This window comes from Agrobacterium sp. 22-223-1, from assembly GCF_053522385.1.
On sequence record NZ_JBNWCN010000001.1, the window covers coordinates 281468 to 307696 of the forward strand.

At 60.4% G+C, this 26229-nt stretch carries 26 protein-coding genes; 21 read left to right on the top strand and 5 right to left on the bottom strand.

All coding sequences use genetic code 11. The features are described 5' to 3' along the window. Window positions 1–32 precede the first annotated feature (32 nt). The 18 genes from ACQZ60_RS01400 to trmB all read left to right on the top strand — a co-directional run bounded on the left by ACQZ60_RS01400 (window position 33) and on the right by trmB (window position 18826). The gene (locus ACQZ60_RS01400; RefSeq protein ID WP_448733061.1) at window positions 33–2861 is read left to right on the top strand and encodes a [protein-PII] uridylyltransferase; all 2829 of its coding nucleotides are present in this window, start codon (window positions 33–35) and stop codon (window positions 2859–2861) included. 4 nt (window positions 2862–2865) lie between these two features. After that, window positions 2866–4455, top strand: a complete 1590-nt coding sequence (gene murJ, locus ACQZ60_RS01405; protein WP_448734641.1) for a murein biosynthesis integral membrane protein MurJ — start codon at window positions 2866–2868, stop codon at window positions 4453–4455. Beyond that, a complete protein-coding gene (locus tag ACQZ60_RS01410) occupies window positions 4455–4859 on the top strand; it encodes a VOC family protein (RefSeq protein WP_448734642.1) in 405 nt (134 codons plus the stop codon). Before murJ ends, ACQZ60_RS01410 begins: the two co-directional genes overlap by 1 nt. A 103-nt stretch (window positions 4860–4962) precedes the next feature. After that, on the top strand, window positions 4963–6027 hold the full coding sequence (gene trpS / locus ACQZ60_RS01415) for a tryptophan--tRNA ligase (RefSeq protein WP_020812435.1): 1065 nt from the start codon (window positions 4963–4965) through the stop codon (window positions 6025–6027). Window positions 6028–6142: 115 nt separating this feature from the next. After that, complete coding sequence (locus tag ACQZ60_RS01420; protein ID WP_003503758.1) at window positions 6143–6634, top strand: universal stress protein; 492 nt, start codon at window positions 6143–6145, stop codon at window positions 6632–6634. 144 nt (window positions 6635–6778) lie between these two features. Beyond that, a complete protein-coding gene (locus ACQZ60_RS01425) occupies window positions 6779–7342 on the top strand; it encodes a NifU family protein (protein ID WP_020812436.1) in 564 nt (187 codons plus the stop codon). Window positions 7343–7361: 19 nt separating this feature from the next. Continuing rightward, window positions 7362–8030 (top strand): tRNA (adenosine(37)-N6)-threonylcarbamoyltransferase complex dimerization subunit type 1 TsaB, encoded by a 669-nt coding sequence (gene tsaB / locus ACQZ60_RS01430; protein WP_020812437.1) that lies wholly within the window; start codon window positions 7362–7364, stop codon window positions 8028–8030. A 52-nt stretch (window positions 8031–8082) separates the two neighbouring features. Then, entirely contained in the window at window positions 8083–8577 is a 495-nt protein-coding gene (locus ACQZ60_RS01435; RefSeq protein ID WP_020812438.1) for a GNAT family N-acetyltransferase, read from the top strand. A gap of 64 nt (window positions 8578–8641) precedes the next feature. Next, window positions 8642–9070 (top strand): Fur family transcriptional regulator, encoded by a 429-nt coding sequence (locus ACQZ60_RS01440; protein ID WP_003503749.1) that lies wholly within the window; start codon window positions 8642–8644, stop codon window positions 9068–9070. 30 nt (window positions 9071–9100) lie between these two features. Then, window positions 9101–9895 (top strand): lyso-ornithine lipid O-acyltransferase, encoded by a 795-nt coding sequence (gene olsA, locus ACQZ60_RS01445; protein WP_448734643.1) that lies wholly within the window; start codon window positions 9101–9103, stop codon window positions 9893–9895. Window positions 9896–9960: 65 nt separating this feature from the next. Next, window positions 9961–11364: a tRNA (N6-isopentenyl adenosine(37)-C2)-methylthiotransferase MiaB gene (miaB, locus tag ACQZ60_RS01450; RefSeq protein ID WP_448734644.1), complete on the top strand. Its 1404-nt coding sequence runs from the start codon at window positions 9961–9963 to the stop codon at window positions 11362–11364. A gap of 40 nt (window positions 11365–11404) precedes the next feature. Beyond that, window positions 11405–12460, top strand: coding sequence for a PhoH family protein (locus tag ACQZ60_RS01455; RefSeq protein WP_078051331.1), 1056 nt, complete (start codon window positions 11405–11407; stop codon window positions 12458–12460). Window positions 12461–12469: 9 nt separating this feature from the next. Then, window positions 12470–12976, top strand: coding sequence for an rRNA maturation RNase YbeY (gene ybeY, locus ACQZ60_RS01460; RefSeq protein WP_020812442.1), 507 nt, complete (start codon window positions 12470–12472; stop codon window positions 12974–12976). A gap of 15 nt (window positions 12977–12991) precedes the next feature. Further along, entirely contained in the window at window positions 12992–14137 is a 1146-nt protein-coding gene (locus ACQZ60_RS01465) for a hemolysin family protein (protein ID WP_448734645.1), read from the top strand. Window positions 14138–14360: 223 nt separating this feature from the next. Next, a complete protein-coding gene (lnt, locus tag ACQZ60_RS01470; RefSeq protein ID WP_448734646.1) occupies window positions 14361–15950 on the top strand; it encodes an apolipoprotein N-acyltransferase in 1590 nt (529 codons plus the stop codon). Between the two features lie 133 nt (window positions 15951–16083). Next, window positions 16084–16503, top strand: a complete 420-nt coding sequence (locus ACQZ60_RS01475; RefSeq protein ID WP_003520055.1) for a helix-turn-helix domain-containing protein — start codon at window positions 16084–16086, stop codon at window positions 16501–16503. Window positions 16504–16693: 190 nt separating this feature from the next. Further along, window positions 16694–17956, top strand: coding sequence for a methionine adenosyltransferase (metK, locus tag ACQZ60_RS01480; protein WP_003520054.1), 1263 nt, complete (start codon window positions 16694–16696; stop codon window positions 17954–17956). A 171-nt stretch (window positions 17957–18127) separates the two neighbouring features. Beyond that, a complete protein-coding gene (trmB, locus tag ACQZ60_RS01485) occupies window positions 18128–18826 on the top strand; it encodes a tRNA (guanosine(46)-N7)-methyltransferase TrmB (protein ID WP_078051327.1) in 699 nt (232 codons plus the stop codon). Window positions 18827–18838: 12 nt separating this feature from the next. Here trmB and ACQZ60_RS01490 read toward each other — a convergent pair whose 3' ends face one another. After that, window positions 18839–19738, bottom strand: coding sequence for a ribokinase (locus ACQZ60_RS01490; protein WP_448734647.1), 900 nt, complete (start codon window positions 19736–19738; stop codon window positions 18839–18841). Window positions 19739–19791: 53 nt separating this feature from the next. Continuing rightward, entirely contained in the window at window positions 19792–20985 is a 1194-nt protein-coding gene (locus ACQZ60_RS01495; RefSeq protein ID WP_448734648.1) for a DNA recombination protein RmuC, read from the bottom strand. A gap of 148 nt (window positions 20986–21133) precedes the next feature. Between ACQZ60_RS01495 and def the strand changes: the two genes are divergently transcribed. The 3 genes from def to truA are packed head-to-tail and all read left to right on the top strand — an operon-like array spanning window position 21134 to window position 23430. Next, the gene (def, locus tag ACQZ60_RS01500) at window positions 21134–21646 is read left to right on the top strand and encodes a peptide deformylase (protein ID WP_003503724.1); all 513 of its coding nucleotides are present in this window, start codon (window positions 21134–21136) and stop codon (window positions 21644–21646) included. Between the two features lie 45 nt (window positions 21647–21691). Then, window positions 21692–22627 carry a methionyl-tRNA formyltransferase gene (fmt, locus tag ACQZ60_RS01505; protein ID WP_448734649.1) on the top strand — a complete coding sequence of 312 codons (936 nt, stop codon included), beginning with the start codon at window positions 21692–21694 and terminating at the stop codon, window positions 22625–22627. Next, the gene (truA, locus tag ACQZ60_RS01510) at window positions 22627–23430 is read left to right on the top strand and encodes a tRNA pseudouridine(38-40) synthase TruA (protein WP_448734650.1); all 804 of its coding nucleotides are present in this window, start codon (window positions 22627–22629) and stop codon (window positions 23428–23430) included. Before fmt ends, truA begins: the two co-directional genes overlap by 1 nt. A 22-nt stretch (window positions 23431–23452) precedes the next feature. Here truA and ACQZ60_RS01515 read toward each other — a convergent pair whose 3' ends face one another. Genes ACQZ60_RS01515 through dapD form a run of 3 tightly spaced genes read right to left on the bottom strand, consistent with a single transcriptional unit; the run spans window position 23453 to window position 26099 of the window. Continuing rightward, window positions 23453–24049, bottom strand: coding sequence for a hypothetical protein (locus tag ACQZ60_RS01515; RefSeq protein WP_003520047.1), 597 nt, complete (start codon window positions 24047–24049; stop codon window positions 23453–23455). Continuing rightward, window positions 24033–25229 (bottom strand): succinyl-diaminopimelate desuccinylase, encoded by a 1197-nt coding sequence (gene dapE, locus ACQZ60_RS01520; RefSeq protein WP_003520046.1) that lies wholly within the window; start codon window positions 25227–25229, stop codon window positions 24033–24035. The genes ACQZ60_RS01515 and dapE overlap by 17 nt, the downstream gene beginning before the upstream one ends. A gap of 15 nt (window positions 25230–25244) precedes the next feature. Continuing rightward, window positions 25245–26099, bottom strand: coding sequence for a 2,3,4,5-tetrahydropyridine-2,6-dicarboxylate N-succinyltransferase (gene dapD / locus ACQZ60_RS01525; RefSeq protein ID WP_003520045.1), 855 nt, complete (start codon window positions 26097–26099; stop codon window positions 25245–25247). Window positions 26100–26229 lie beyond the last annotated feature (130 nt).

A 26229-nucleotide genomic window follows, 5' to 3' on the forward strand; every position in this document is an offset into this window, starting at 1 on the left:
GGATTTCCCACAGGACATGGATACCGGCATAGATGGCCATCAAGGACCTGGATTTTTCCGACATTCTCGATGTATCGGCGCTGAAGCGCGAATGCGACATCATCTTCAAGGAAGACGGCAAACGCATCGCCGATATTCGCTCCGATCTGCTGCCGATCTTTCGAAAGGCCAGCACGGAAGGCCGGGAAAAGGCCAGAGAGCTGCTGAAAGCCGATGGCAGCGGCATCGATTGCGCCAGACGCATCTCCTGGCTTCAGGATCGGCTGATCGAAATCCTCTATGATCTCGCCTGCCAATATGTCTATCCGAAAGATACGCCGCAGATCGCTGTTGCCGCAGTCGGCGGTTATGGTCGCGGTACGTTGGCGCCGGGATCGGATATCGACCTTCTGTTCCTCCTGCCGGCCAAGAACACGCCTGACATGCACAAGGCCGTGGAGTTCGTGCTCTATCTCCTCTGGGACCTCGGTTTCAAGGTCGGCCACGCCACCCGCACGGTGGATGAATGCATTCGCCTCTCCAAATCCGACATGACGATCCGCACCGCCATTCTGGAAGTGCGGGCGATTTGCGGCAAAAAATCCCTGACCGATGATCTCGAAAAACGCTTCGAGTCGGAAGTCGTCACCGGCACCGGCCCGGAATTCATCGCCGCAAAGCTCGCCGAGCGCGACCAGCGCCACCGCAAGGCGGGCGACACGCGTTATCTGGTGGAGCCGAACGTCAAGGAAGGTAAGGGCGGGTTGCGCGACCTGCACACGCTGTTCTGGATCGCCAAATATTATTATCACGTCCGCGATACGGCCGATCTGGTGAAGCTCGGTGTCCTGTCGCGGCGCGAACTCAGGCTGTTCGAAAAGGCCGATGATTTTCTCTGGGCCGTTCGTTGCCAGATGCATTTCATCACCAACAAGGCCGAAGAGCGCCTTTCCTTCGACATTCAGCGCGAAATCGCCGATGCGCTGGGGTATCAGCCGCGCCCCGGCCTTTCCGCCGTCGAACGCTTCATGAAGCATTATTTCCTCGTGGCGAAGGATGTCGGCGATCTGACCCGCATCGTCTGTGCTGCACTGGAGGACCGGCAGGCGAAGGACGTGCCGGGCCTTTCCGGCGTTCTCAGCCGCTTCGCCCACCGTGTACGCAAGATTCCCGGCTCGGTGGAATTCGTTGAGGATCGCGGCCGCATCGCTCTGGCCAAGCCGGATGTCTTCAAGAACGACCCGGTCAATCTGATCCGGCTGTTCCACATAGCCGATATCAACAATCTCGAACTGCATCCCGATGCGCTGCGCGTCGTCACCCGCTCGCTCTCGCTCATCAATGACGAGCTTCGCGAAAACGAGGAGGCAAACCGGCTCTTCCTGTCAATCCTGACGTCGCGGCGCGATCCGGCGCTGACGCTGCGCCGCATGAACGAGGCCGGCGTGCTCGGCAAGTTCATTCCCGAATTCGGCAAGATCGTCGCGATGATGCAGTTCAACATGTATCATCACTATACGGTGGATGAGCATCTGATCCGCTCCGTCGGCGTTCTGTCGGAAGTGGACAAGGGAACGGCTGTCGATGCCCATCCGCTCGCCAACCAGCTGATGCCGAGCGTCGAGGAACGCGAGGCGCTCTATGTCGCCGTGCTGTTGCACGATGTGGCAAAGGGCCGGCAGGAGGATCACTCGATTGCCGGCGCGCGCGTGGCCCGCAAGCTTTGCCAGCGTTTTCGCCTCACCGGCAAGCAGACCGAAACGGTGGTCTGGCTGATCGAGCAGCATCTCTTGATGTCCATGGTCGCCCAGACGCGCGATCTGCATGACCGCAAGACCATCACCGATTTTGCCGACAAGGTGCAGTCCATGGAGCGGCTGAAGATGCTGCTCATCCTGACGGTCTGCGATATCCGCGCCGTTGGGCCGGGTGTCTGGAACGGCTGGAAGGGACAGCTGCTGCGTTCGCTTTATTACGAAACGGAACTTCTGCTGTCAGGCGGCTTCTCGGAGGTCTCCCGCAAGGAGCGCGCGCAGATCGCCCGGCAGGCGCTCTACGACGCACTCGACGACTGGGGCCAGAAGGCGCGGCGCAAATATACCAAGCTGCATTATGAGCCCTATCTGCTGACGGTAGCGCTCGAAGACCAGGTGCGCCACACCCGCTTCATCCGTGAAGCCGACAAGCAGGAAAAAGCGCTGTCGACCATGGTGCGCACCCATTCCTTCCATGCCATCACCGAAATCACCGTGCTGGCGCCGGACCATCCGCGTCTGCTGTCCATCATCACCGGCGCCTGTGCTGCCGCCGGCGCCAATATCGCCGATGCGCAAATCTTCACGACGTCCGACGGGCGGGCGCTGGATACGATCCTCATCAACCGCGAATTTCCGATCGATGAGGACGAGACGCGGCGCGGCAACAATGTCGGCAAGCTCATCGAGGAGGTTCTGTCCGGCAAGCAGCGCCTGCCGGAGATGATCGCCACGCGCACCAAAAGCCGCAAGAAGAAAAGCGCCTTCACCATTCCGCCCTCCGTCATCATTTCCAACGGGCTGTCGAACAAGTTCACCGTCATCGAAGTGGAATGCCTCGACCGGCCGGGGCTTCTGGCGGATATGACGGCTGTGATCGCCGACCTGTCGCTCGATATTCACTCCGCCCGCATCACCACCTTCGGCGAAAAGGTCATCGATACCTTCTATGTGACGGATCTCTTCGGCCAGAAGGTGACGAATGACAATCGGCAGGCCAGCATCGCCACGCGCCTGAAAGCCGTGATGAGCGAGCAGGAAGACGAATTGCGAGACCGTATGCCCAACGGCATCATCGCCCATCCAGACGTGGCGGCCCTGCCGGCCGCGCGCACGGCAAAGGCTTGAGATTATGAGCCTGATCGGCAAGTTCGCCACCGTCGGCACCGCCACGCTCGGCAGCCGCATCTTCGGCTTCCTGCGCGAAACCCTGATGGCAGCCGCCGTCGGCACCGGCCCGGTGGCGGATGCCTTCAATGCCGCTTTCCGTTTCCCCAATACCTTTCGGCGGCTGTTTGCCGAAGGTGCGTTCAACTCGGCTTTCGTGCCGCTCTTCGCCAAGGAAATCGAGGCGAACGGCATGGAAGGGGCAAGGCGCTTTTCCGAGGAAGTCTTCGGCGTCCTGTTCACCGTGCTTCTGGCTTTGACGATCCTGATGGAACTGTCGATGCCGTTCATCGTGCGCACGGTGATCGCGCCGGGCTTTCTGGAAGACCCGGTGAAATTCGACAACACCGTCCATCTCGCAACCATCATGTTTCCCTATCTCGCCTGCATGTCTCTGGCGGCAATGATGGGCGGCATGCTGAACTCGCTGCATCGTTATTTCGCAGCGGCAATTGCTCCCGTTTTCCTCAACATCATCCTCATCGGCGTGCTCGCTTTGGCATGGTGGAAGAATTACGATCCGCTTCAGGTGGGTTATGCGCTCTCCTGGGGCGTGATGGCGGCGGGCCTGGTGCAGCTTGCCATCGTCTGGATTGCCGTGCGCAATGCCGGCATGCGCATCGGTTTCCGCAGGCCGCGGCTGACGAAGAACGTGCAGCGCCTTCTGGTTCTTGCCCTGCCGGCAGCCATCACCGGCGGCATCACCCAGATCAATCTGCTGATCAACACCAATATCGCCTCTGCCGGCGAAGGCGTGATCTCCTCGCTTGCCTATGCGGACCGGATCTACCAGCTGCCGCTCGGCGTGGTCGGCATTGCGGTGGCCACCGTGCTCTTGCCGGAGCTGGCACGGGCGTTGCGCGGCGGGCATATGGTCGAGGCCGGAAGCCTGCAGAACCGCTCGGTCGAATTCGTACTGTTCCTGACATTGCCCGCTGCCGCAGCACTTCTCGTCATGGCGGAGCCTATCGTTCGTTTTCTTTATGAACGCGGCAATTTCTCGCCTTTGGCCACCGTCACCGTTGCGCAAATCCTCGGCATCTATGGTCTTGGCCTGCCGGCTTTCGTGCTGATCAAGGCCTTCATTCCGGGCTTCTTCGCCCGCGAGGATACGCGTACGCCAATGATCTTCGCAGCGATTTCCGTGGTAGTGAACGTTTCGCTGGCGCTGACGCTCTTTCCGCGTCTTGGAGGCCCGGGCATCGCCATTGCCGAAATCACCGCCGGCTGGGTCAATGCCGCCCTGCTGTTCGGCATGCTTTTATGGCGCGGTCACTGGCAGGTGGATATTCCGCTGCTCACCCGCATTCCGCGTTTGCTGCTGGCTGCGGCCTTGATGGCCGGTTTCGTGCATTATGCGCTGACCTGGCTGACTTTCGAACTGTCTTCCGCCTCGTCCATTTTCGTGCGTGCGGGCACCATCATGGCTCTCGTCTTCGCGGCCATGCTGGTCTATTTCGTGTTGGCCTTTGTTTCGGGTGGAGCCGATATCGCCATGGTCAAACGAGCCATCCGCAAGCGCGGCAAAAAGAACGTCGAAACGGAGGCGGGCTGATGTCCTTTGCCGAAAACCGCCGCATCGCGCTCGTCACGCTTGTCGTGGACGATTACGATCGGGCGAAGGCGTTTTATTGCGACATTCTCGGGTTCGAATGCCTTTCCGATCAGCCGCTTGGCGACGGCAAGCGGTGGCTGGTGGTGAAACCGCGAGGCACCGAGGGCGGCGCCCTGCTGCTTGCCGAGGCGGACGGTGAACCGCAGAGGCTTGCCATCGGCAACCAGACCGGCGGCCGTGTCGGATTTTTCCTGCATACCGATAATTTCCAGCGCGATTATGAGACGATGCTGGCTCGCGGCGTGCGCTTTCTGGAAGAACCGCGCCACGAGGTTTACGGCTCCGTTGCGGTCTTTGTAGACCCTTATGGCAATCGCTGGGATCTTCTGGAGCCGCGCGGCTGACATGCCCTGAAACCGCTTGATTGCTGGGGGCTGCGGGTGCATAAGCGCGCGTGCAATTCCAACCATGGGGCGGGGCCCTCCACAAGCCTTTTCGAGGACGACAATGAACGCATTCAAGCCGCTGGTTTTCTCGGGCGTCCAGCCGACCGGCAATCTGCATCTCGGCAATTATCTCGGCGCCATCCGCAAATTCGTGGCGCTGCAGGAAGATAACGATTGCATCTATTGCGTCGTCGACATGCATGCCATCACCGCCCAGCTCGTTCACTCGGACCTGAAGGCGCAGACCCGCTCGATTGCGGCCGCCTTCATCGCCGCGGGCATCGATCCCGTAAAACATATCGTCTTCAACCAGTCTGCCGTGCCGCAGCATGCGGAATTGGCATGGGTGTTCAACTGCGTGGCGCGCATCGGCTGGATGGAGCGCATGACGCAGTTCAAGGACAAGTCCGGTAAGAACGCCGAGCAGGTCTCGCTCGGCCTGCTGGCCTATCCGAGCCTGATGGCCGCCGACATTCTGGTCTATCGCGCCACGCACGTTCCCGTCGGTGACGACCAGAAGCAGCATCTGGAACTTGCCCGCGATATCGCCCAGAAATTCAATATCGATTTCGGCGATCATATCCGCAAGGCCGGCCTCGGCCTCGACATCACCGTGGGCGATGAGCCGGTGCATGCCTATTTCCCGATGGTGGAGCCGTTGATCGGCGGCCCGGCGCCGCGCGTGATGTCGCTCAAGGACGGCACCAAGAAAATGTCGAAGTCCGACCCTTCCGATCTGTCGCGCATCAACCTGATGGATGATGTCGACGCGATCTCGAAGAAGATCAAGAAGGCGAAGACCGACCCGGACGCGCTGCCGAGCGAAGTGGAAGGCCTGAAGGGTCGCCCCGAGGCCGAAAACCTCGTCGGCATCTATGCCGCGCTGTCCGACAGGACCAAGGCTGATGTTCTTTCCGAATTCGGCGGACAGCAGTTCTCGGCCTTCAAGCCGGCCCTCGTCGAGCTTGCCGTCAATGTTCTGGCCCCCGTCAACAACGAGATGCGCCGCCTTCTCGATGACCCGACCCATATCGACGCCATCCTCAAACAGGGCGGCGAGCGGGCGCGCACCATTGCCGAAAAGACGATGAACGAAGTGCGCGACATTATCGGCTTCCTGCGCTGACAGGTCGCTGCTGCGCGAATGCGGCGGGCGGTTTGCGCCTGCCGTGATTTGATATAATCTCCGCCCGAACCGTCGGGCGGTTTCTCGGATCACGGCGGACCTAAGGGAGTGCGGAATGGTTTCAAAACGGCTGTCGCGTCTGGAAGGGCATCGTCGCAAATTTCTCGCTGTTATCGATGACACACCGGAATGCGAAAGGGCCGTGCACTATGCCGGTCGTCGCGCCAAGAACTCCAATGGCGGACTGGTGCTGCTCTACATGATCCCGGAAGGCGATTTTCAGCAATGGCTGGGTGTCGAACAGATCATGCGGGCCGAGGCGCGTGAGGAGGCGGAAGCCACGCTTGCCAAGATCGCCCAGAAGGTGCGCGAGACCATCGGCATCGAGCCGGAAGCGGTGATCCGCGAAGGCAGCGCCACCGAGCAGATTCATGGGCTGATCGAGGAAGACCGCGATATAGCCATTCTGGTGCTCGCGGCTGGCTCGACGAAGGAAGGGCCGGGACCGCTCGTCTCCTCCATCGCCGGGCGAGGGGCGGCTTTCCCCATTCCTGTCACCGTGCTGCCGGATACATTGTCGGATGAGGAAATCGACGCTCTCTGCTGATCCGGGTCCCGGACAAGATTTAGGGGCTGACGATTTCTTGAATGTAATTATCATGTCAGGGCTTGAAGTGAAGCTTCGCCGGGCGTATTTTTTGGAAAAGTTCTAAATTGCGGGGCGTGAACGGCGACCTCGAAGGAGAAGACGATGTTCATTCAGACGGAAGCCACGCCGAACCCGACGACGCTGAAGTTCCTGCCGGGCAAAGTGGTGTTGGAAAGCGGTACGGCTGAGTTTCTCAACCCGTCGCAGGCGCAGGCTTCGCCGCTGGCGGAACGCCTCTTCACCATTCCAGGCGTGACCGGCGTTTATTTCGGTTTCGATTTCATCACCGTCACCAAGGACGGCGCGGAATGGCAGCACCTGAAGCCTGCTATTCTGGGCTCGATCATGGAGCACTTCATGTCTGGCCGCCCGATCATGGGCACGGCTGTTGCGGCCGAAGTGTCGGATGAGGAGGGCGAATTCTTCGAAGAGGGTGACGAAACCATCGTCGCCACCATCAAGGAGTTGCTGGATACCCGCGTCCGCCCCGCCGTGGCGCAGGATGGCGGCGACATCACCTTCCGCGGTTTCCGCGATGGTACCGTGTTCCTGAACATGAAGGGCGCCTGCTCGGGTTGCCCGTCCTCCACCGCCACGCTGAAGCATGGCGTTCAGAATCTGCTTCGCCATTTCGTGCCGGAAGTGCGCGAAGTCGAAGCGGTATAAAAGCGCAAGCCAGGCCACCATGATTGTTCTCGCACTCGACACCTCAGGTGTGGATTGTTCCGCCTGCGTTTATGACAGCGCCTCCGACAGGGTGCTCGGCGAGGTATGCGAAACGATTGGCAAGGGCCATGCCGAAAGGTTGATGGCGGTGATCGACGGTGCTCTGGAGCAGGCGCAACTCTCGCTCCAGAATGTCGGGCGTATCGCCGTGACCATCGGGCCGGGGTCTTTCACCGGTATCCGCGTCGGGGTCGCCGCCGCGCGCGGCTTTGCCCTGTCGCTCGGCGTCGAGGCCGTGGGCGTCACCACGCTTGAAACGCTGGCGCTTCATCATCTGCTTGCAAATCCCGGCCGGCCCGTGGCCGTCGCGCTGGATGCCAAACGCGGCGAAGCCTATCTGCAGACATTCGGTGCGGATGGATCGCCGCTGCGCGATGCCGCGCTTCTGTCTCTGGACGACGCCAAAACGGTCACGACCGGTTTCGACGGCGCCGTTATCGGTTCAGCCGCGCCGCTTTTGGCGGGGCTGGAGGCGGGTTCGGGACCGGATCACTTCCCGATTGCCTCGGTCGCGCGTGCTGCTGCGCGCAAGCCGGCTGGCCAGCCGAAACCCGCGCCGCTCTATCTGCGCGGGCCGGATGCCCGGCCACAGACCGGTTTTGCGCTGGCACGTCAGGGCGTTGCCTGATAGGGCATTCGTCAGCCTGTGCGAATGATTCCTGTGATGCCCGATTCCTGTTATGTTTGACGACTATCTGACCTGGAAGCCCTATTTCGAGATCGTGCCGATGCAGCATGAGGATTGCGCCGCGGTGGCGGAGCTGCATGCGCTGCGCTTTCCGCGCCCTTGGAACGACGGGGAGTTTTCCGGACTGCTGACGCAAGGGTCGGTTTTCGGTGCTGTCGCACGCCAGACCAACGCCTTTTTCAGCAAGCCGCTCGGCGGTTTCGTGCTGGCGCGGGAAGTGGCGGGCGAGGCGGAAATCCTGACCGTTGCCGTGGCCGACAAGTTTGCACGCGCCGGTCTCGGCTGGCGTCTGATGCAGTCGGCCATCCGCGAGGCGATGATGCGCGGCGCCGAAACCATGTTTCTTGAGGTGGATAATAATAATGCCTCTGCGCTGGGGCTTTACAGGAAGCTCGGCTTCAAAACCGTCGCGGAACGCAAGGCCTATTACACCGCAAAGGATGGAACGAAGTCGACGGCGCTTGTCATGCGCCGCGATCTTCGCTAGTTCCCTGCGACAGGCATTTTTTCGGCGAAAGCCGCAAACCGGAATTCTCAAAAGGCCAGAAGACGTGACAGACCTTTCGAAAACGCTGGAGGAGCTTTGTGCCGAACGCGGCATGCGGATGACGGATCAACGCCGTGTCATCGCCCGCGTCCTTCAGGAGTCAGCCGACCATCCCGATGTCGAGGAGCTTTACCGCCGTTCCTCCGCCGTGGATCCGCGCATCTCGATTTCCACCGTCTACAGAACGGTGAAGCTGTTCGAGGATGCCGGCATCATCGAGCGTCACGATTTTCGCGACGGCCGTTCGCGCTACGAAACCGTGCCCGAGGAACATCACGATCACCTGATCGACCTGAAGAACGGCGTGGTCATCGAATTTCATTCGGCCGAGATCGAGGCCCTTCAGGAAAAGATCGCCCGGGAACACGGCTTCAAGCTCGTGGATCACCGGCTGGAACTTTACGGCGTGCCGTTGAAGCCCGGCGAACACTGAGACGCCGGTGAGCAAGCGGGCGTTTTTCTCATGATGTGGCTGCGGACAGCCTATATTGCGGTCGTTCTCCTGATCGTCACGCTTGTCTTGCTGCCGCTTCAACTGCTGGGCCTTGCCTTCGACTGGCGGCTTCGCCGTCGCATTCCGCGTCTCTGGCATCGTATCACCTGCCATGTTCTCGGCATCCGCGTGCATGTGCACGGCGATGTGGAGCGGGCGAAACCGCTGATGCTGGCGGTCAATCACGCCTCGTGGAAGGACATTCTCGTTTTGGGCAGCATTGCTGATGTGGTGTTCATCGCCAAGACGGAAGTGCGGGACTGGCCGGTATTCGGCTGGCTCGCCCGCTTGCAGAAAAGCATCTTCGTTCAGCGTGAGCAGAAACGCAGCACCGGCGCGCAGGTGAGCGAGATCGCCAGTCGCATGGCCGATGGCGAGATCGTCGTTTTGTTTCCCGAAGGCACCACCTCGGACGGCAACCGCATGCTTGCCGTCAAATCCTCGCTGTTCGGCGCGGCCTCCACCGCCGCTGAACAGGTGCCGGGCAAGCTGGTTTATGTGCAACCGGTCGCCATCGCCTATACTAGGGTGCAGGGCATGGCCATGGGGCGTTACCATCGCGTCATCGCCGCCTGGCCGGGCAGCATCACGCTCGTGCCGCATCTGCTCGGCATCATCAGGGCCGGCGCCATCGATGTCGACGTGACATTCGGTGACAGCGTTCCGTTTCACAGCACGGATAACCGCAAGCGCCTGGCGACCGATATCGCCGCCTCCATCCGCTCCATGCTGGCCTTCAGCCTGCGCGGCGGGTGGCGGAATTAGCGAGATCGTAGCTTTTCCGGCATTTTTCTGTTTAATCTGGCCGTGAAAAACACTAGATAGCCGCCATGACCCAGGAAACGCTTGGCCTTGACGCCCCACACATGATCGCCCGCGAGGGTTCGAACAGCCGAAAGGTCTTCATCAAGACCTACGGCTGTCAGATGAACGTCTACGATTCCGTTCGCATGAGCGATGCGCTGGCGAAGGACGGTTACGTTCAGACGGAGGATATGGGCGAGGCGGATCTGGTTCTGCTGAACACCTGTCATATCCGCGAAAAGGCGGCTGAAAAGGTCTATTCGGCGCTCGGCCGCCTGCGCGATATGAAAAAATCGCGCGAAGAACAGGGCCGCGAATTCATGATCGGCGTTGCCGGCTGCGTGGCGCAGGCGGAAGGCGAGGAAATCCTTCGCCGTGCGCCCGCCGTCGATGTCGTCATCGGCCCGCAGACCTATCATCGCCTGCCGGATGCCCTGAAGCGGGTGCGCGGCGGCGAGCGTGTCATCGAAACCGAATATGCGGTTGAGGACAAGTTCGAGCACCTGCCTGTCGCCGAAAAGGCGACGCTGCGCACGCGCGGCGTAACAGCGTTTCTGACGGTGCAGGAAGGTTGCGACAAGTTCTGTACCTTCTGTGTCGTGCCCTATACGCGCGGTTCGGAAGTCTCCCGCCCCGTGCGCCAGATCGTCGATGAGGCGATGAAGCTCGTCGATGCCGGCGTGCGCGAAATCACACTGCTCGGCCAGAATGTGAATGCCTGGCAGGGCGAAGGTCCGAAGGGCGAGAAATGGGGTCTGGCCGAACTGCTTTACCGGCTGGCGGAAATTCCGGGCCTCGCCCGGCTTCGTTACACCACCAGCCATCCGCGCGACATGGACGAGCGCCTGATCGGCGCGCATCGCGATCTGCGCATCCTGATGCCCTATCTGCATCTGCCGGTGCAGTCCGGTTCGGACCGCATTCTGAAAGCGATGAACCGTCGCCATACGGGTGAGGAATATATCCAGCTTATCGAAAAAATCCGCGCCGCCCGCCCTGATATTGCCATGTCGGGAGACTTTATTGTCGGTTTCCCCGGTGAGACGGATCGCGATTTCGAAGATACGATGGCGATGGTCGAGACGGTGAAATATGCGCAGGCCTTCTCGTTCAAATATTCCACCCGCCCCGGCACGCCGGGAGCCGATCTCACCGATCAGGTTGCGGAAGAGGTGAAGGCTGAGCGATTGGAAAGATTGCAGGCCCTGTTGCTGCGGCAGCAGAAGGAATTTGCGGAATCGCTGGTCGGAAAAACCATGGATGTGCTGCTGGAAAAGCCCGGCCGCATGCCTGAGCAGTTGATAGGTCGCTCTCCATGGCTGCAATCCGTGAATCTTGATGCAAAGACTTTGAAAATCGGTGACATTGTTAATGTACGAATCACCGCAACGGGTCCAAACAGCTTGTTTGCCGAGGTGGCAGGGAGTTAGAGTGAGGAGCCGACACTGATTGGGACAGGAGCCTGACCGCTTGAACGCACACGAATTGGTATCAAATTCATCGCGCCAGCCACGCCAAGCCGCGACCGACGCCAATCACTTCGTCCTCACGTTCGAGAATAACAGGATAGCGGGAGAGCTATTCGGTCAGTTCGATCAGAACCTGAAGCTTCTGGAACAGCGCCTCAATATCGACGCGCGCCCGCGCGGCAATTCCGTTGCCATCACTGGCGATGTCGTTGCCACCAATCAGGCCCGTCGGGCGCTGGATTTCCTTTATGAACGGCTGCTCAAGGGCGGAACCGCCGAGGTTTCCGACGTGGAGGGCGCGATCCGCATGGCCATGGCCGCAGACGACCAGCTGACCTTGCCGACGATGGAGCGCAAGGCGAAGATTTCCATGGCGCAGATTTCCACCCGCAAGAAGACCATCGCTGCCCGCACACCGACGCAGGATGTCTATATGCGGGCGCTGGAACAGTCCGAACTGGTTTTTGGCGTCGGCCCCGCCGGTACCGGCAAGACCTATCTTGCCGTCGCTCATGCGGCGCAGCTTCTGGAACGTGGAGCGGTTGACCGCATCATCCTGTCGCGCCCCGCCGTCGAAGCGGGTGAGCGTCTGGGCTTCCTGCCGGGCGACATGAAGGAAAAGGTCGATCCTTATCTGCGTCCGCTTTATGACGCGCTTTATGACATGATGCCGGGCGACAAGGTGGAGCGCGCCATTCAGGCGGGCGTCATCGAAATCGCGCCGCTGGCCTTCATGCGCGGTCGCACGCTGGCCAATGCCGCCGTCATTCTGGACGAAGCCCAGAATACCACGACCATGCAGATGAAGATGTTCCTGACCCGCCTTGGCGAGAACGGCCGCATGATCGTGACCGGCGACCCGAGCCAGGTGGATTTGCCGCGCGGCGTGAAATCCGGTCTTGTCGAGGCCCTGCAAATCCTCACCGATGTCGAAGGCGTGTCCGTTGTCCGCTTCAAGGATGTCGATGTCGTACGTCATCCGATGGTGGCGCGCATCGTCCGGGCCTATGAGTCCCACACGGCCGTGCCGGATGAAAGCCTCGTGAAGGGCAGCTGACGTAAAGCAATGACAGCTCTGGATATTCAAATCAGCGTCGAGGCCGAAGGCTGGTCCTCGGAAGAGGACTTGGCTGCCTTTGCCACCAGGGTGCTGGATGCGGCGGTCGATTTCCTGAAGCGGGAAGAGGACCAACCCTTCCCGAAAATGCCGGTGGAACTGTCGCTGGTCTTCACTGACGACGAAAATATTCGCGAAATCAACGCTGAGTGGCGCGACAAGGACAAGGCAACCAATGTCCTGTCTTTCCCCGCTTTTCCGCTGGAGCCGGGCGGAATGCCAGGCCCCATGCTGGGCGATATCGTCATCGCGCGCGAGACGGTTGAACGCGAGGCCCTTGAACTTGAGAAGAGTTTCGGGGATCATCTGACCCATCTGCTCGTTCATGGGTTCCTGCATTTGTTTGGTTACGACCACATGGACGAGGAAGAAGCGGAAGAAATGGAGTCGCTTGAGACTCGCATTTTGGCGGTGCTTGGCCTATCTGATCCTTACGCGGGTCAGGAACCGCTTTAAATATTGTCTGGAGCCATGAACGAACATTCTGCACGACCTGCCAATGAGAGCAGAGAAAACGGCGAGCAGTCCTCTTCGGAGGAGGGCAGTAGTCACTTACGTCAAGACTTCACTGCAAAGCCGAGATCGACGATCTGGTCGCGTATCGCGCGGTTGCTGAAACCGTCACAGGGCGAGCGCCTGCGCGAGGATTTGACCGACGCGCTGATGGACGACACCGAAATCGGTGCGGCCTTTTCGCCCGAAGAACGGGCGATGCTGAACAATATCCTGCGTTTCCGCGAGGTTCGGGTCGAAGATATCATGATCCCGCGTGTGGATATCGACGGTCTCGATGAGAATATGACGATTGGCGATGCGCTGATCCTCTTCGAGGAAACCGGGCGTTCCCGCATGCCGGTCTATGACGAGACGCTGGATAACCCGAAGGGCATGATCCACATTCGCGATCTGCTGGCCTATGTCGCCAAGCAGGCCCGCAACAAACGCCGGGCCGGTTCGCGAAGCGTCGCTTACGGTGAGGTGAAGGCGCCGCGTTCACCGCGACCGAACTTCGACCTGGCACGTGTCGATCTGGAGCAGACGGTCGCCGCTGCCGGGTTGGTACGCAAAATTCTTTTCGCACCGCCCTCCATGCTGGCCTCCGACCTTTTGAAAACGATGCAGGCCCAGAGAACCCAGCTTGCGCTGGTGATCGATGAATATGGCGGCACCGACGGTCTCGTCAGCCATGAGGATATCGTCGAGATGGTCGTGGGTGACATCGATGACGAGCACGACAAGGACGAGGCGATGTTCTCCCGTCTTTCCGCCGATGTGCTTGTCGCGGATGCACGCGCGGAACTCACCGAACTTGCCGAGGCGATCGGGCCGGAATTCGATGTGCGGGAACATCTGGAGGAAATCGATACGCTCGGCGGTCTCATCTTCTTCGCGCTCGGCCGCATTCCGGCCAAGGGCGAGGTGGTCCGGGCCGTGCCCGGTTTCGAGTTCCAGATCCTCGATGCGGATAGCAGGCGCATCAAGGGCGTTCGTATTGTCCGGGATCACGGCTCCGAAGGTGAGGATGATCGCGCTCCGGGCGAAGCGGGCGCCAATGAGGTGATTGCGCTGCCTGCGCCGGATGTTCGCCTTATCACGCACCAGCAGAACGCCGATTAAGAAAGGGCGACGGGGTTTTTCCCCGTCGCTTCCACCTTTCGACATATCAATCCGACAGGTATGAATGCCCGTGTTCGGCGTCGAAAAGAACACATGGCGCTTCGGTCGCCACGCCTCCTGTGGACTGCGAATCTTTTTTCCTTTACGTCGGGTCTGAGGGGAAATTCCGTGGCGCGGCCTTGTCGGCTGCGGGCTTTTTCGGACGCGCATAAACGGAGATGGCATGGAGCGTCTTGCAGGCAGGGTAATGCTGGCCGGCGGCATGAGCCGCGCAGTTATGGCGATTGCCGCAGGTGCGGTCGGGGCGCTCGCTTTGCCTCCATTCGGCTTTTTCGCGGCGCTGTTTTTCTCTTTCACTCTGCTTGTCTGGCTCGTGGATGGCTGCACCGGAAAACCGGGCGGCGGCCTCTTCAGCCGCATCCTGCCGGCCTTCGGCATCGGCTGGTGTTTCGGGCTCGGTTACTTCGTAGCGGGCCTGTGGTGGCTCGGCAATGCTCTCCTGCTGGAGGCTGATGAATTCGCTTGGGCGCTGCCGCTCGCCATTCTTGGTCTTCCTGCTTTTCTGGCGTTGTTTTACGGTTTTGCGGTTGCCGCAGCCAATCTCCTCTGGTCGGAGGGCCTCGGCCGTATCGCTGCACTTGCTGCCGCGTTCGGCTTTTCGGAATGGCTGCGCAGCTTCCTGGCCACCGGCTTTCCCTGGAACGCCATCGGCTACGGCATCATGCCTATCCCGATCATGATGCAGTCGGCACATCTGCTTGGCCTTTTCAGTATAACGACGCTTGCGGTTTTCATCTTCGCCTCGCCCGCGCTGATAGGCACGAAAAAAGGCATGTGGCCGGGTCTCGCCTTGGCGGGGCTGCTGCTGGCCGGCCATTTCGGTTATGGCTTCTACCGTCTCCAGACGCCGGCGGAAGTGCCCGCAGACGCACTGACCGTTCGGATCGTGCAGCCTTCCATCGATCAGTCACGCAAGATGCTGAACGCGGACAGGGCGGAGATTTTTGGTGAGCATCTGCGGCTCTCTGCTTTGCCGCCCGGCGAAGGGAAAAAGCGCCCTGATATCATCGTCTGGCCGGAAACCTCGGTGCCGTTCATTCTGACGCAAAACCCGGATGCTCTGGCGGAAATCGCCAAAACGCTCGAGGATGGACAGGTGCTGTTCACCGGCGCCGTCAGAATGGAAGATCAGGGGGCAGGCCGCCCGCCGCGTTATTACAATTCGGTCTATGCAATCGACAGCCAGGGCGAAATCATCGGCGCGACCGACAAGGTGCATCTGACCCCCTTTGGCGAATATGTTCCCTTTGAAGGCATCCTGCGGGAATTCGGCATCGACAATGTCATCGCCCTGCCGGGGGGCTTTTCCGCCGCTTCCTCGCGCACGCCGCTCACGCTTCCTTCGGGCAAGACCTTCTATCCTCTCATCTGTTACGAGATCATTTTCCCGGGTGAGATGACGCCGGGGCTGGCCGGATCGGCCGCCATCCTGAATGTGACCAATGATGGCTGGTTCGGCGACACGCCTGGCCCCTATCAGCATTTTCTGCAGGCGAGAGTCCGGGCCGTTGAGACGGGCGTGCCGGTGATTCGCGGTGCCAATACCGGAATTTCCGCCGTCATAGACCCTTATGGCCGCATTATTGCGGGGCTCGACTACGGTCGGGTGGGAATTGTTGACGCCACTTTGAGTGGTGGGTCAAACGACGCATTTACTTACGACACACATCGGACGTATTTCTGGTTGATTTTTTCTATCTTGATGATCGTTGCGGTATTTCCCGCCTTGAGTTTCGCTCGGCGCCAGAATTGACCGGGAACCCCTGTAATTGCATAGTGAATACGTCAGTCGTAAAACAAGTTTAGACGCTGTCGAATTGCCGACTCATTTCTTCGAATAGTAATGAAGCGAGATATCAACCCTTTCCGAGTGTCAGGACCGCATGATGACCGAGAATAAGAAAAAGCCTAACCCCATCGACATTCATGTCGGAAGCCGAATTCGCCTTCGCAGAACCATGCTCGGAATGAGCCAGGAGAAGCTGGGTGAAAGTCTCGGAATTACCTTTCAGCAAATCCAGAAATATGAAAAAGGCACGAACCGCGTTGGCGCCAGTCGCCTCCAGAATATTTCCGCGATCCTCAATGTGCCCGTTTCCTTTTTTTTCGAAGATGCACCCGGCGATCAGGCTGGCGGCACACCCGGCATGGCGGAGGCGTCGAGCTCCAATTACGTGGTCGACTTTCTGTCCTCGGCTGAAGGTCTGCAGCTGAACCGCGCCTTCGTGAAGATCGCCGATCCGAAGGTTCGCCGCCGTCTCGTCGATCTCGTCAAGGCGCTCGCCGCCGAAGGTGACGCCGAGTAAGCGCAGCCCGCGCGACGCAGAAAATTTCCGGCACGGGATGCCGGGCACTCAACGGTCCGCAAGGACCGTTTTTTTGTGCCCGATTAGAAAGGAATTCTCACATAAAGATATATTTATGTGGTTGTGTCCTTGTTTTTCACGGCCGAAATGACTAACAAACTCCAAGACCGTTCTTTGAGGGGAATCCCGCATGCGTGCCAATTACCTGTTCACCAGCGAGTCCGTGGCCGAGGGTCATCCGGACAAGGTTTGTGATCGTATTTCCGATGAAATCGTGGATCTCATCTATCGTGAAGCGTCCAAGACGGGCGTTGATCCCTGGACCGTGCGCATCGCATGCGAAACGCTTGCGACGACCAACCGCGTCGTTATCGCCGGTGAGGTTCGGGTTCCCGATACGCTTCTGAAGAAGGACAAGGACGGCAAGGTCCTCAAGGACGCCGCTGGCCATCCGGTCATCAACCCCTCGAAGTTCAAGTCCGCCGCCCGCAAGGCGATCCGCGACATCGGCTACGAGCAGGATGGTTTCCACTGGAAGACCGCCAAGATCGACGTTCTCCTGCATCCGCAGTCGGCTGACATCGCGCAGGGCGTGGACAACGCCTCCGACAAGCAGGGCGACGAGGGCGCCGGCGACCAGGGTATCATGTTCGGTTACGCCTGCAAGGAAACGCCGGACCTGATGCCGGCTCCGATCTATTATTCCCACCGTATCCTGCAGCTGCTCGCCACGGCCCGTAAAAGCGGCGAAGGCGAAGCGGCCAAGCTCGGCCCCGACGCCAAGAGCCAGGTCACGGTTCGTTACGTCGACGGCAAGGCGGCGGAAGCCGTATCCATCGTTCTGTCCACGCAGCATCTCGATGCAAGCTGGGATTCGAAGAAGGTTCGCGCTGTTGTCGAGCCCTATATCCGCGAAGCTCTGGGCGACCTGAAGATCGCTGACGATTGCCAGTGGTATATCAACCCGACCGGCAAGTTCGTCATCGGCGGTCCCGATGGTGACGCCGGCCTGACGGGCCGCAAGATCATCGTCGACACCTATGGCGGCGCTGCGCCCCATGGCGGCGGTGCATTCTCCGGCAAGGACACGACCAAGGTCGACCGTTCCGCCGCCTATGCCGCCCGTTATCTCGCCAAGAACGTCGTGGCCGCCGGTCTTGCCGAGCGCTGCACGATCCAGATTTCCTACGCAATCGGCATCGCCCAGCCGCTGTCGATCTATGTCGATCTGCATGGTACCGGCAAGGTCAGCGAAGATCAGGTCGAGGCCGCGATCCGCAAGGTCATGGATCTTTCGCCGTCGGGCATTCGCCGTCATCTCGATCTCAACAAGCCGATCTACGCCAAGACGTCTTCCTACGGCCATTTCGGCCGCAAGGCCGGCCGTGACGGCTCCTTCTCTTGGGAGAAGCTCGACCTGGTGAAGCCGCTCAAGGAAGCTTTGAGCGCTTGAAGCATTTCCAGTAAAATTGCGTAGCGGTTTTACGTCCGGAAAATGCGTCAACCAGATATCGCGCTTGTTATTTGACGGCGATTGAGAGATACCGTCACCAACTTTTGTAACCCGCACAGTGCCTCATCTGGCGCTGTGCGGGTTAAGTCTATTTGTTCTTGAGAGTATGAGATGACGGAAGAACGGCGTTCGCGCGCGACGGAAGCTTTTTTTGGCAGACGCAAGGGCAAGCCCCTGCGCAATCAGCAAGTCGATACAATCGAGAACCTGCTGCCTTTGCTGAAAATCGATCTGGAAAGCGCCCCGCCGCAAAATCTCGCCGCTCTTTTCCCCGCGGATGTGCGGTCGATCCGTCTGGAGATAGGCTTTGGCGGCGGCGAGCATCTCGCCCACCGCGCGGTTGAAAACCCGGAGACGGGTTTCATCGGCGTGGAACCCTTCGTCAATTCCATGGCCAAGCTGCTCGCCGCCGTGCGCGAACGCGAGTTGATGAATATCCGCCTTTACGACGATGATGCGACGCAATTGCTGGACTGGCTGCCTGAGGGATCGATCGATCATATCGATCTTCTCTATCCTGACCCGTGGCCGAAGAAGAAGCACTGGAAGCGTCGTTTCGTTTCAGACGTCAACCTTGCCCGCTTCCATCGTGTGCTGAAACCCGGCGGAAAGTTCTGCTTCGCTTCCGATATCGATACCTACGTCAACTGGACGCTACAGCATTGCGCCCGCCATGGCGGCTTCGAATGGACGGCGACGAGTGCTGATGACTGGCGCACGCCCTACGCCAACTGGCCGGGCACGCGTTACGAGAACAAGGCGAAAAGAGAAGGCCGCAGCTCGGCCTATCTCACCTTCATTCGTCGTTGAGCGACTGATCCCTTAGAGTGCCGCATCCACTTCCGCGGCAAGCGGAATGGAAGGCTGGGCGCCGGCGCGGGTGCAGGCGAGCGAACCTGCGACGGCGGCGCGCTTCAGCGCCTTCTCGAAATCCATTCCCTGATCGAGGCTCGCGGCGAGATAACCGCAGAAGGTGTCGCCGGCACCGACCGTATCGACCGGTTCGATCTTGAGGCCGGAAGCCCGGAAAACCTTGCCGTTGCGCATGGCGATCACGCCATCGGCACCGAGTGTCACGATCAATGTTTGGCCGGTCCTGTCATGCAGGGCTTTCAGTTCGTTTTCCCGCTCAGAACCGGAAAGGCCGTTCTTTCCGATCAACAATTCGAACTCGGTTTCGTTGGCGATGACGATATCGGCAAGGCCCGCAAGGCGCGGCCCATCGGCGGTCAGTGGCGCAGTATTGATGACGGTGGTGACGCGCTTTGCCTTCGCAGCCGTCAGCGCCGCTTCGATAGCGGATGCGGGTATCTCGAACTGCAGCATCAAAATATCGCCTGCCGACATTTCCGCCAGGGCTTTCGCGGCGTCGGATGCGGAGACTTCACCATTGGCGGCGGGAATGACCGAGATCATGTTTTCCCCGCCTTCGCCGATAAGGATCACTGCCGTCCCCGTAGGGCCGGGCGTGGTCTTCACCAGTGAGAGATCGGTGCCGGCGTCGCGCAGCAATGTCAGCGCCGGCGCGGCAAAGGTGTCATCGCCCGCAGCCCCTGCCATCTTGACCGTGGCGCCCGCACGCCGTGCGGCCAGCGCCTGGTTGGCTCCCTTGCCGCCGGCGGCCGTGGAGAAGGTCTCGCCCGTCACGGTTTCACCGGGCTTTGGCAGGCGTTTGGCGGTGGCGACGAGGTCCATGTTGATGGAGCCGAAAACAGTAATCATGGAGGGCGTATCCGTATAGAATTCAAGCAAGGCGGCGACTTTGCCCGAGCGGATCACTCGTCGTCAACCACCCGCAACTTTGTCGTTCCCGCCCTGTTCTCGGCAAAGCGTCGGGCCTGCTCGATTTCCCCGTGCGAAGTCTCTTTTTCCGTCGGTGAAAAATCGAGACCCTCGATTTTCTGGCCGCGCGCCAGCACCTTGTCGGAGGAGATCAGCATCATGTCGATGTCTTTTTGAGCCAATCCGAAATGAGCCTGCAGCTTGCGCGTCCGGTCGTCCAGCCGCCGCACATCGTCCATGAGAAGTGCGACTTCACCCTGGATGAGATGTGCCTGCTCGCGCATGCGCTGATCCTTGAGCACGGACTGGATGACCTGTACCGACAGCATCAGAAGCGACGGGGAAACGATGACGACGCGGGCACGGTGGGCGCGCTGCACCAGATATTCGAAATGCTGGTGGATATCGGCGAAGATCGATTCGGACGGCACGAAGATGAAGGCCGTATCCTGCGTCTCGCCGCGGATGAGGTATTTCTCGGCCACATCGCGAATATGCACTTCCATATCGCGGCGAAACTGCTGCACGGCGGCGCGTTTGGTTTCGGGCGTCTCGTCCGCCTTGATGGCGTTCCATGCCTCCAGCGGAAACTTGGCGTCGATGACGAGCGGCGGAGCATTGTTGGGCATTTTGATGGTGCAGTCCGGCCGGTAGCCGTTCGAAAGCGTCGGCTGCAACTGGAAGGCTCCGGCCGGAAGCGCATCGGCAATCAACGTCTCCATGCGGGCCTGTCCAAAGGCGCCGCGTGTCTGCTTGTTGGAAAGGATGGCCTGAAGCCCGACTACGTCCTTCGCCAGATCCTGAATATTGCCCTGCGCGGCGTCGATGACCGCGAGGCGCTCCTGCAGGCGGCTCAGATTCTCATGCGTCGACCGGGTCTGCTCCGTCAGTGTTTCGCCAAGGCGCTGCGACATGCCGTCGAGGCGCTGGTTCAGCGTCTGGCTCATCTCGGTCTGGCGGGTGCCGAGCGTTTCCGCCATGGCGGCGATGCGGCCATGCAGTTCGGACTGTGTTTTGAGGAGGTCGGAGATTTCGCCATCCGCACCCGCTTTTTTCGCGCGGCTCGCCGTCACCAGCCAGGTGGTGACCAGACCGAAAACCAGAGCCGCGAGCAGCGCGCCGAAGCTGATGTCGACGGAGCCGGCCCGCAGCGCGGGATCGAGGAGAACGGAGAAATCTATGCTCATGATTAAATCTAGCAGGTTTCTTGTGATTCGGAAGATCAAAACAAGAACATTCCTACGGCGGAAATGAGTCGGGCGGGGCGGATGCCGGAGGCGGTTTGAACCTCGTGTTTTTTATTTCCTCCGCGCAAGAGATACGTTATGGGAAGCCATGACCATCAAACCGCTTATCATTTTGCCCGATCCCGTGCTGCGCCAGCAATCGAAGCCCATCGAAAAGGTGGATGCCGAGGTGCTGCGTCTTGCCGACGACATGCTGGAAACCATGTACGATGCGCCGGGTATCGGCCTCGCCGCCATTCAGATCGGCGTGGCGCGCCGCATGCTGGTGATCGATGTTGCGCGTGAAGGCGAGGAAAAGACCCCGATCGTTTTCATCAATCCGGAAATCCTCAAGGTGTCGGACGATGTCTCGACCTATGAGGAGGGCTGCCTCTCCATCCCCGATTATTACGCTGAGGTGGAGCGTCCCGCGTCGCTCACGGTGCAATATGTCGGCCGTGACGGCAAGCAGCAGACGGTCGAGGCGGATGGCCTGCTCGCCACCTGCCTGCAGCACGAGATCGATCACCTGAACGGCGTTCTCTTCATCGACCATATTTCGCGGCTGAAACGCGACATGGTCATCAAGAAATTCACGAAAGCGGCCCGCGCAAAGATCTGATCCGTCCTCTCTGGACCGGAATGGACGACAGGGCAGGGGGCGACGATGGCTCTTCGCATCATTTTTATGGGTACGCCGGAATTTTCCGTTCCCACCCTGCGTGCACTGGTGGAGGCCGGCCACGAGATCGTTGCGGTCTACACCCAGCCGCCGCGTCCCGGCGGCCGTCGTGGCCTCGATCTGCAGAAGTCACCGGTGCATCAGGCCGCCGAACTGCTGGGCCTGCCCGTGCTGACGCCGGTGAACTTCAAGGCAGAGGAAGACCGCCAGCAGTTCCGGGATTTCAATGCCGATGTCGCGGTCGTCGTGGCTTACGGGCTGCTGCTGCCGGAAGCGATCCTCAGCGGCACGCGCCTTGGCTGTTATAACGGTCACGCCTCGCTGCTGCCGCGCTGGCGCGGCGCTGCCCCCATCCAGCGGGCGATCATGGCCGGCGATGCCGAAACGGGCATGATGGTCATGAAAATGGAAAAGGGGCTCGATACCGGCCCCGTCGCGCTGACCGCCAAGGTCGCGATCGACGAGAACATGACCGCCGGAGAACTGCACGACAGCCTGATGCTGGCCGGCGCGCGGCTGATGCGGCAGGCTATGGACAAGCTGGAATCCGGCGACCTGCCGCTTGTCACGCAGGCGGAAGAAGGCGTTCTCTACGCCGCGAAGATCGACAAGGGCGAGACCCGCATCGATTTTTCGAGGCCGGCGCAGGACGTGCATAATCACATTCGCGGCCTTTCGCCGTTTCCCGGCGCATGGCTGGAAATGGACATCGGCGTCAAGGCGGAGCGCGTAAAGGTTCTGGCCTCTGAACTGGCAAGCGGCATGGGAGAAGCGGGCGCGGCGCTCGATGACGCCCTTACCATTGCCTGCGGCAGCGGCGCCGTGCGGCTCACCCGTCTGCAGAAGGCGGGCGGCAAGCCGATGTCGGCGGCCGATTTCGTGCGCGGCACACCGGTTCCGACCACAACGAGGCTCGGCTGATGCCACGTTTCCGCATGACCGTCGAATATGACGGCACGCCTTATTATGGCTGGCAGAGACAGGATAACGGCCCCTCGGTTCAAGGTGCGCTGGAGGCTGCGGTTCGCTCGTTGACGGGAGAGAGCGTCTCCATTCGCGGCGCCGGCCGCACCGATTCCGGCGTGCATGCCGTCGGGCAGGTCGTCCACGTCGATCTTTCCCGAGACTGGGAGCCCTACAAGCTTCGCAACGCCCTCAATGCGCATCTCGCCATGGCGGGCGAAGCCGTGGCTGTCCTCGATGCCGCCTCCGTGACCGAGGATTTCGACGCCCGGTTTTCCGCCCTTCGTCGGCACTACCTTTACCGCATCATCTGCCGCAAGGCCCGGCTGGCGCTGGAGCAAAAGCGGGCATGGTGGGTGTCGAAGGACATGGACCATGAGCGCATGCATGAAGCCGCCCAGATGCTCGTCGGCCGGCATGATTTCACGACCTTCCGCTCCGTGCATTGTCAGGCGAACAGCCCGGTGCGCACGCTCGACCGGCTGGATGTGACGCGCACCGGCGATCTCATCGAGATACGTGCGACGGCGCAGAGCTTCCTGCATAACCAGATCCGCTCTTTCGCGGGCACGCTGAAACTGGCGGGCGAAGGCACGATGACGCCGGAGGATGTGCGTGCCGCACTGGAGGCGCGGGATCGCAAGGCCTGCGGCCCGGTCGCACCGCCGGACGGTCTTTATTTCATGCAGGTCGATTATCCCGACGTCATTCCGCCGCGTCGCAGGTACCCTGAAGCCGATATGGCTGAGGACGCGGACTGACCGCTAAAACCCATACCGGTTCTCAGGCTGGGTAAACGCCGAGAAAACGTTGCAGCGCTTCCGACAGAAGCATGCCGGGCACCAGCAGCGTCATGACGATGGCCGAGACGAGCAGCGACTGGTCGCGGATGAAGAACCGCACAATTCGCGAGAAGGCGAAGACCAGCGACAGAAGCAGCGCCAGCCAGAGAATGGCGATCAGCCCCTGCAAGGGCGGCAGGAAGAATGCGATCAGGATCAGAACCGCATAGGCATAGGAAAAAGGCAGCGACAGCCAGTTCATGGTGGTGACGAGCGGCGCGAATTTTTCCCGTGCGCCGAAGGCAAACAGCAGCATGCCGATCAACAGCAGCGGCACGATCCAGCAGATGGCCTCGACCATCGCCAGACGGAAGAAGAAGATGAAGCCCGTTCCGGTGCCGGGCGGATAGCTGGCGAGGAAGGCGGCGCGCAGCCACAGCCATGAAACCAGCATGGCGGGCAGGCACCAGAGAGCAGAATAAAAGGACCGCCACATGCCGCGCTCTGAAAGGTCCAGATAGCGTGCGCCGTTATGGTCGCCGAGCAGCAGAAGCCACAGGCCCGTCAGATAGAGCCTTATTTCACTTGCCGTCGGCATGGGCGAACCAGCGTTCGATAAAGGTCTCGTAAATGCGCGTCAGCGTCTCGAGATCGGCAACCGCCACACGCTCGTCGACCATATGCATGGTCTGCCCGACGAGGCCGAATTCCACCACCGGGCAATAATCCTTGATGAAGCGCGCATCCGAGGTGCCGCCGGTGGTCGAAAGCTTGGGTTCCTTGCCCGTCACGGCCTCCACCGCGCCGGAAAGCGACGAGATGAGGGCATTGTTCCGGGTAAGAAAGACATGGGCCGGGCGGTCGGCCCAAACGATATCGTATTTCACCGGTGCACGGTCGGGGCGAAGCTCGCCTTCTGCTGCAGCGGCATCGAGGCGGCGGACGATTTCCGCGCGCAGGCTCTCCGCAGTCCACGTATCGTTGAAACGGATGTTGAAGGAGGCTGTCGCCCGTGCCGGGATTACATTGGTGGCGGCATTGCCGGTATCGACTGTCGTTACTTCCAGGTTGGAGGGCTGGAAATTGTCGGTGCCATGATCGAAGGGCGGATGCATCAGCGCGTGGGTCAGTTGCAGCAGACCGCGAATGGGATTGTCGGCGAGATGCGGATAGGCGGCATGGCCCTGCACGCCATGGACCGTGATGCGGCCGGAAAGCGATCCCCGGCGGCCGATCTTGATCATGTCGCCAAGCTGGTCGGGATTGGTCGGCTCGCCAACCACGCAGGCATCCCATGTCTCGCCCTTGGCGGCTGCCCATTCCAGCAGCTTGGAGGTGCCGTTGATCGACGGGCCTTCCTCATCGCCTGTAATCAGGAAAGAAACGGAGCCCTGCGGCTTGCCATGTTTTTCGATATGGCGGGCAATGGCGGCAACGAAACAGGCGATGCCGCCCTTCATGTCCACTGCGCCGCGACCGAACATTTCGCCGCCGGCGATTTCGGCCGCAAAGGGCGGATGGCTCCATGCGGCCTCATCGCCCACCGGAACGACATCCGTATGGCCCGCAAACATCAGATGCGGACCCTCGGTGCCGAGTCGGGCGTAAAGGTTCTCCACGTCAGGCGTTCCCGCCTCGCTCGCCACCATCCTGTCCACCTGGAAACCAAGCGGCGAAAGCAGGGTATCGAGCAGGGAAAGCGCGCCGCCTTCCGCAGGCGTCACCGAAGGGCAACGGATGAGGGCGGCGAGATTGGCAACGGGATCGGTCGTGGTCATGGCAGTCGCTTTATATCAGTCGCGCAGAAGCTCGTTGATGCCGGTCTTGGAGCGGGTCTTTTCATCGACGCGCTTGACGATGACGGCGCAATAAAGGCTCGGGCCCGGCTCGCCGTTCGGGAAAGGCTTGCCCGGCATGGTGCCGGCAACGACGACGGAATAGGGCGGCACTTCGCCATAGGTGATCTCGCCGGTGGCGCGGTCGACGATCTTGGTGGACTTGCCGATGAAGACGCCCATGCCGAGAACCGCACCTTCACGCACGATGCAGCCTTCGACGACTTCCGAACGGGCGCCGATGAAGCAATTGTCCTCGATGATCGTTGGGCCCGCCTGCAAGGGCTCCAGAACGCCGCCGATGCCGACGCCGCCGGAGAGGTGCACATTCTTGCCGATCTGCGCGCAGGAGCCGACGGTTGCCCAGGTGTCGACCATCGTGCCTTCATCGACATAGGCACCGAGATTGACGAAGGAGGGCATCAGCACCACGTTCTTGGCGACATAGGCGGAGCGGCGCACGACGGCGTTTGGCACGGCACGGAAACCGGCGGCGCGGAACTGGTTTTCGCCCCAGTTTTCGAATTTCGACGGCACCTTGTCCCACCAGGTGGATTCGCCCGGTCCGCCGGTCACGATTTCCATGTCGTTCAGGCGGAAGGAGAGAAGCACGGCCTTTTTCAGCCACTGGTTCACCTTCCAGCTTCCGTCAGCCTGCTTTTCGGCCACGCGTGCCTTGCCGCTATCGAGAAGTTGAAGAGATGTGTCCACGGCGTCGCGAACCTCGCCCTTCGTCGATACGTTCACACCATCGCGGTTGTCGAAGGCGGTTTCGATGATGGTTTCGAGGGAGGTGAGATCCGTAAGGCTCATGGAAAATTCCTTAAAGTCGCGTGGTGTTCGTGGTCACGGATGGTCCCGCGCCGCTGGAAGGCTTTGGTCATTTGATCTAAGGGAGTGTTGGAAAGGCGTCAATGTGATTTGGGTGATTTGGCGCGTCAGA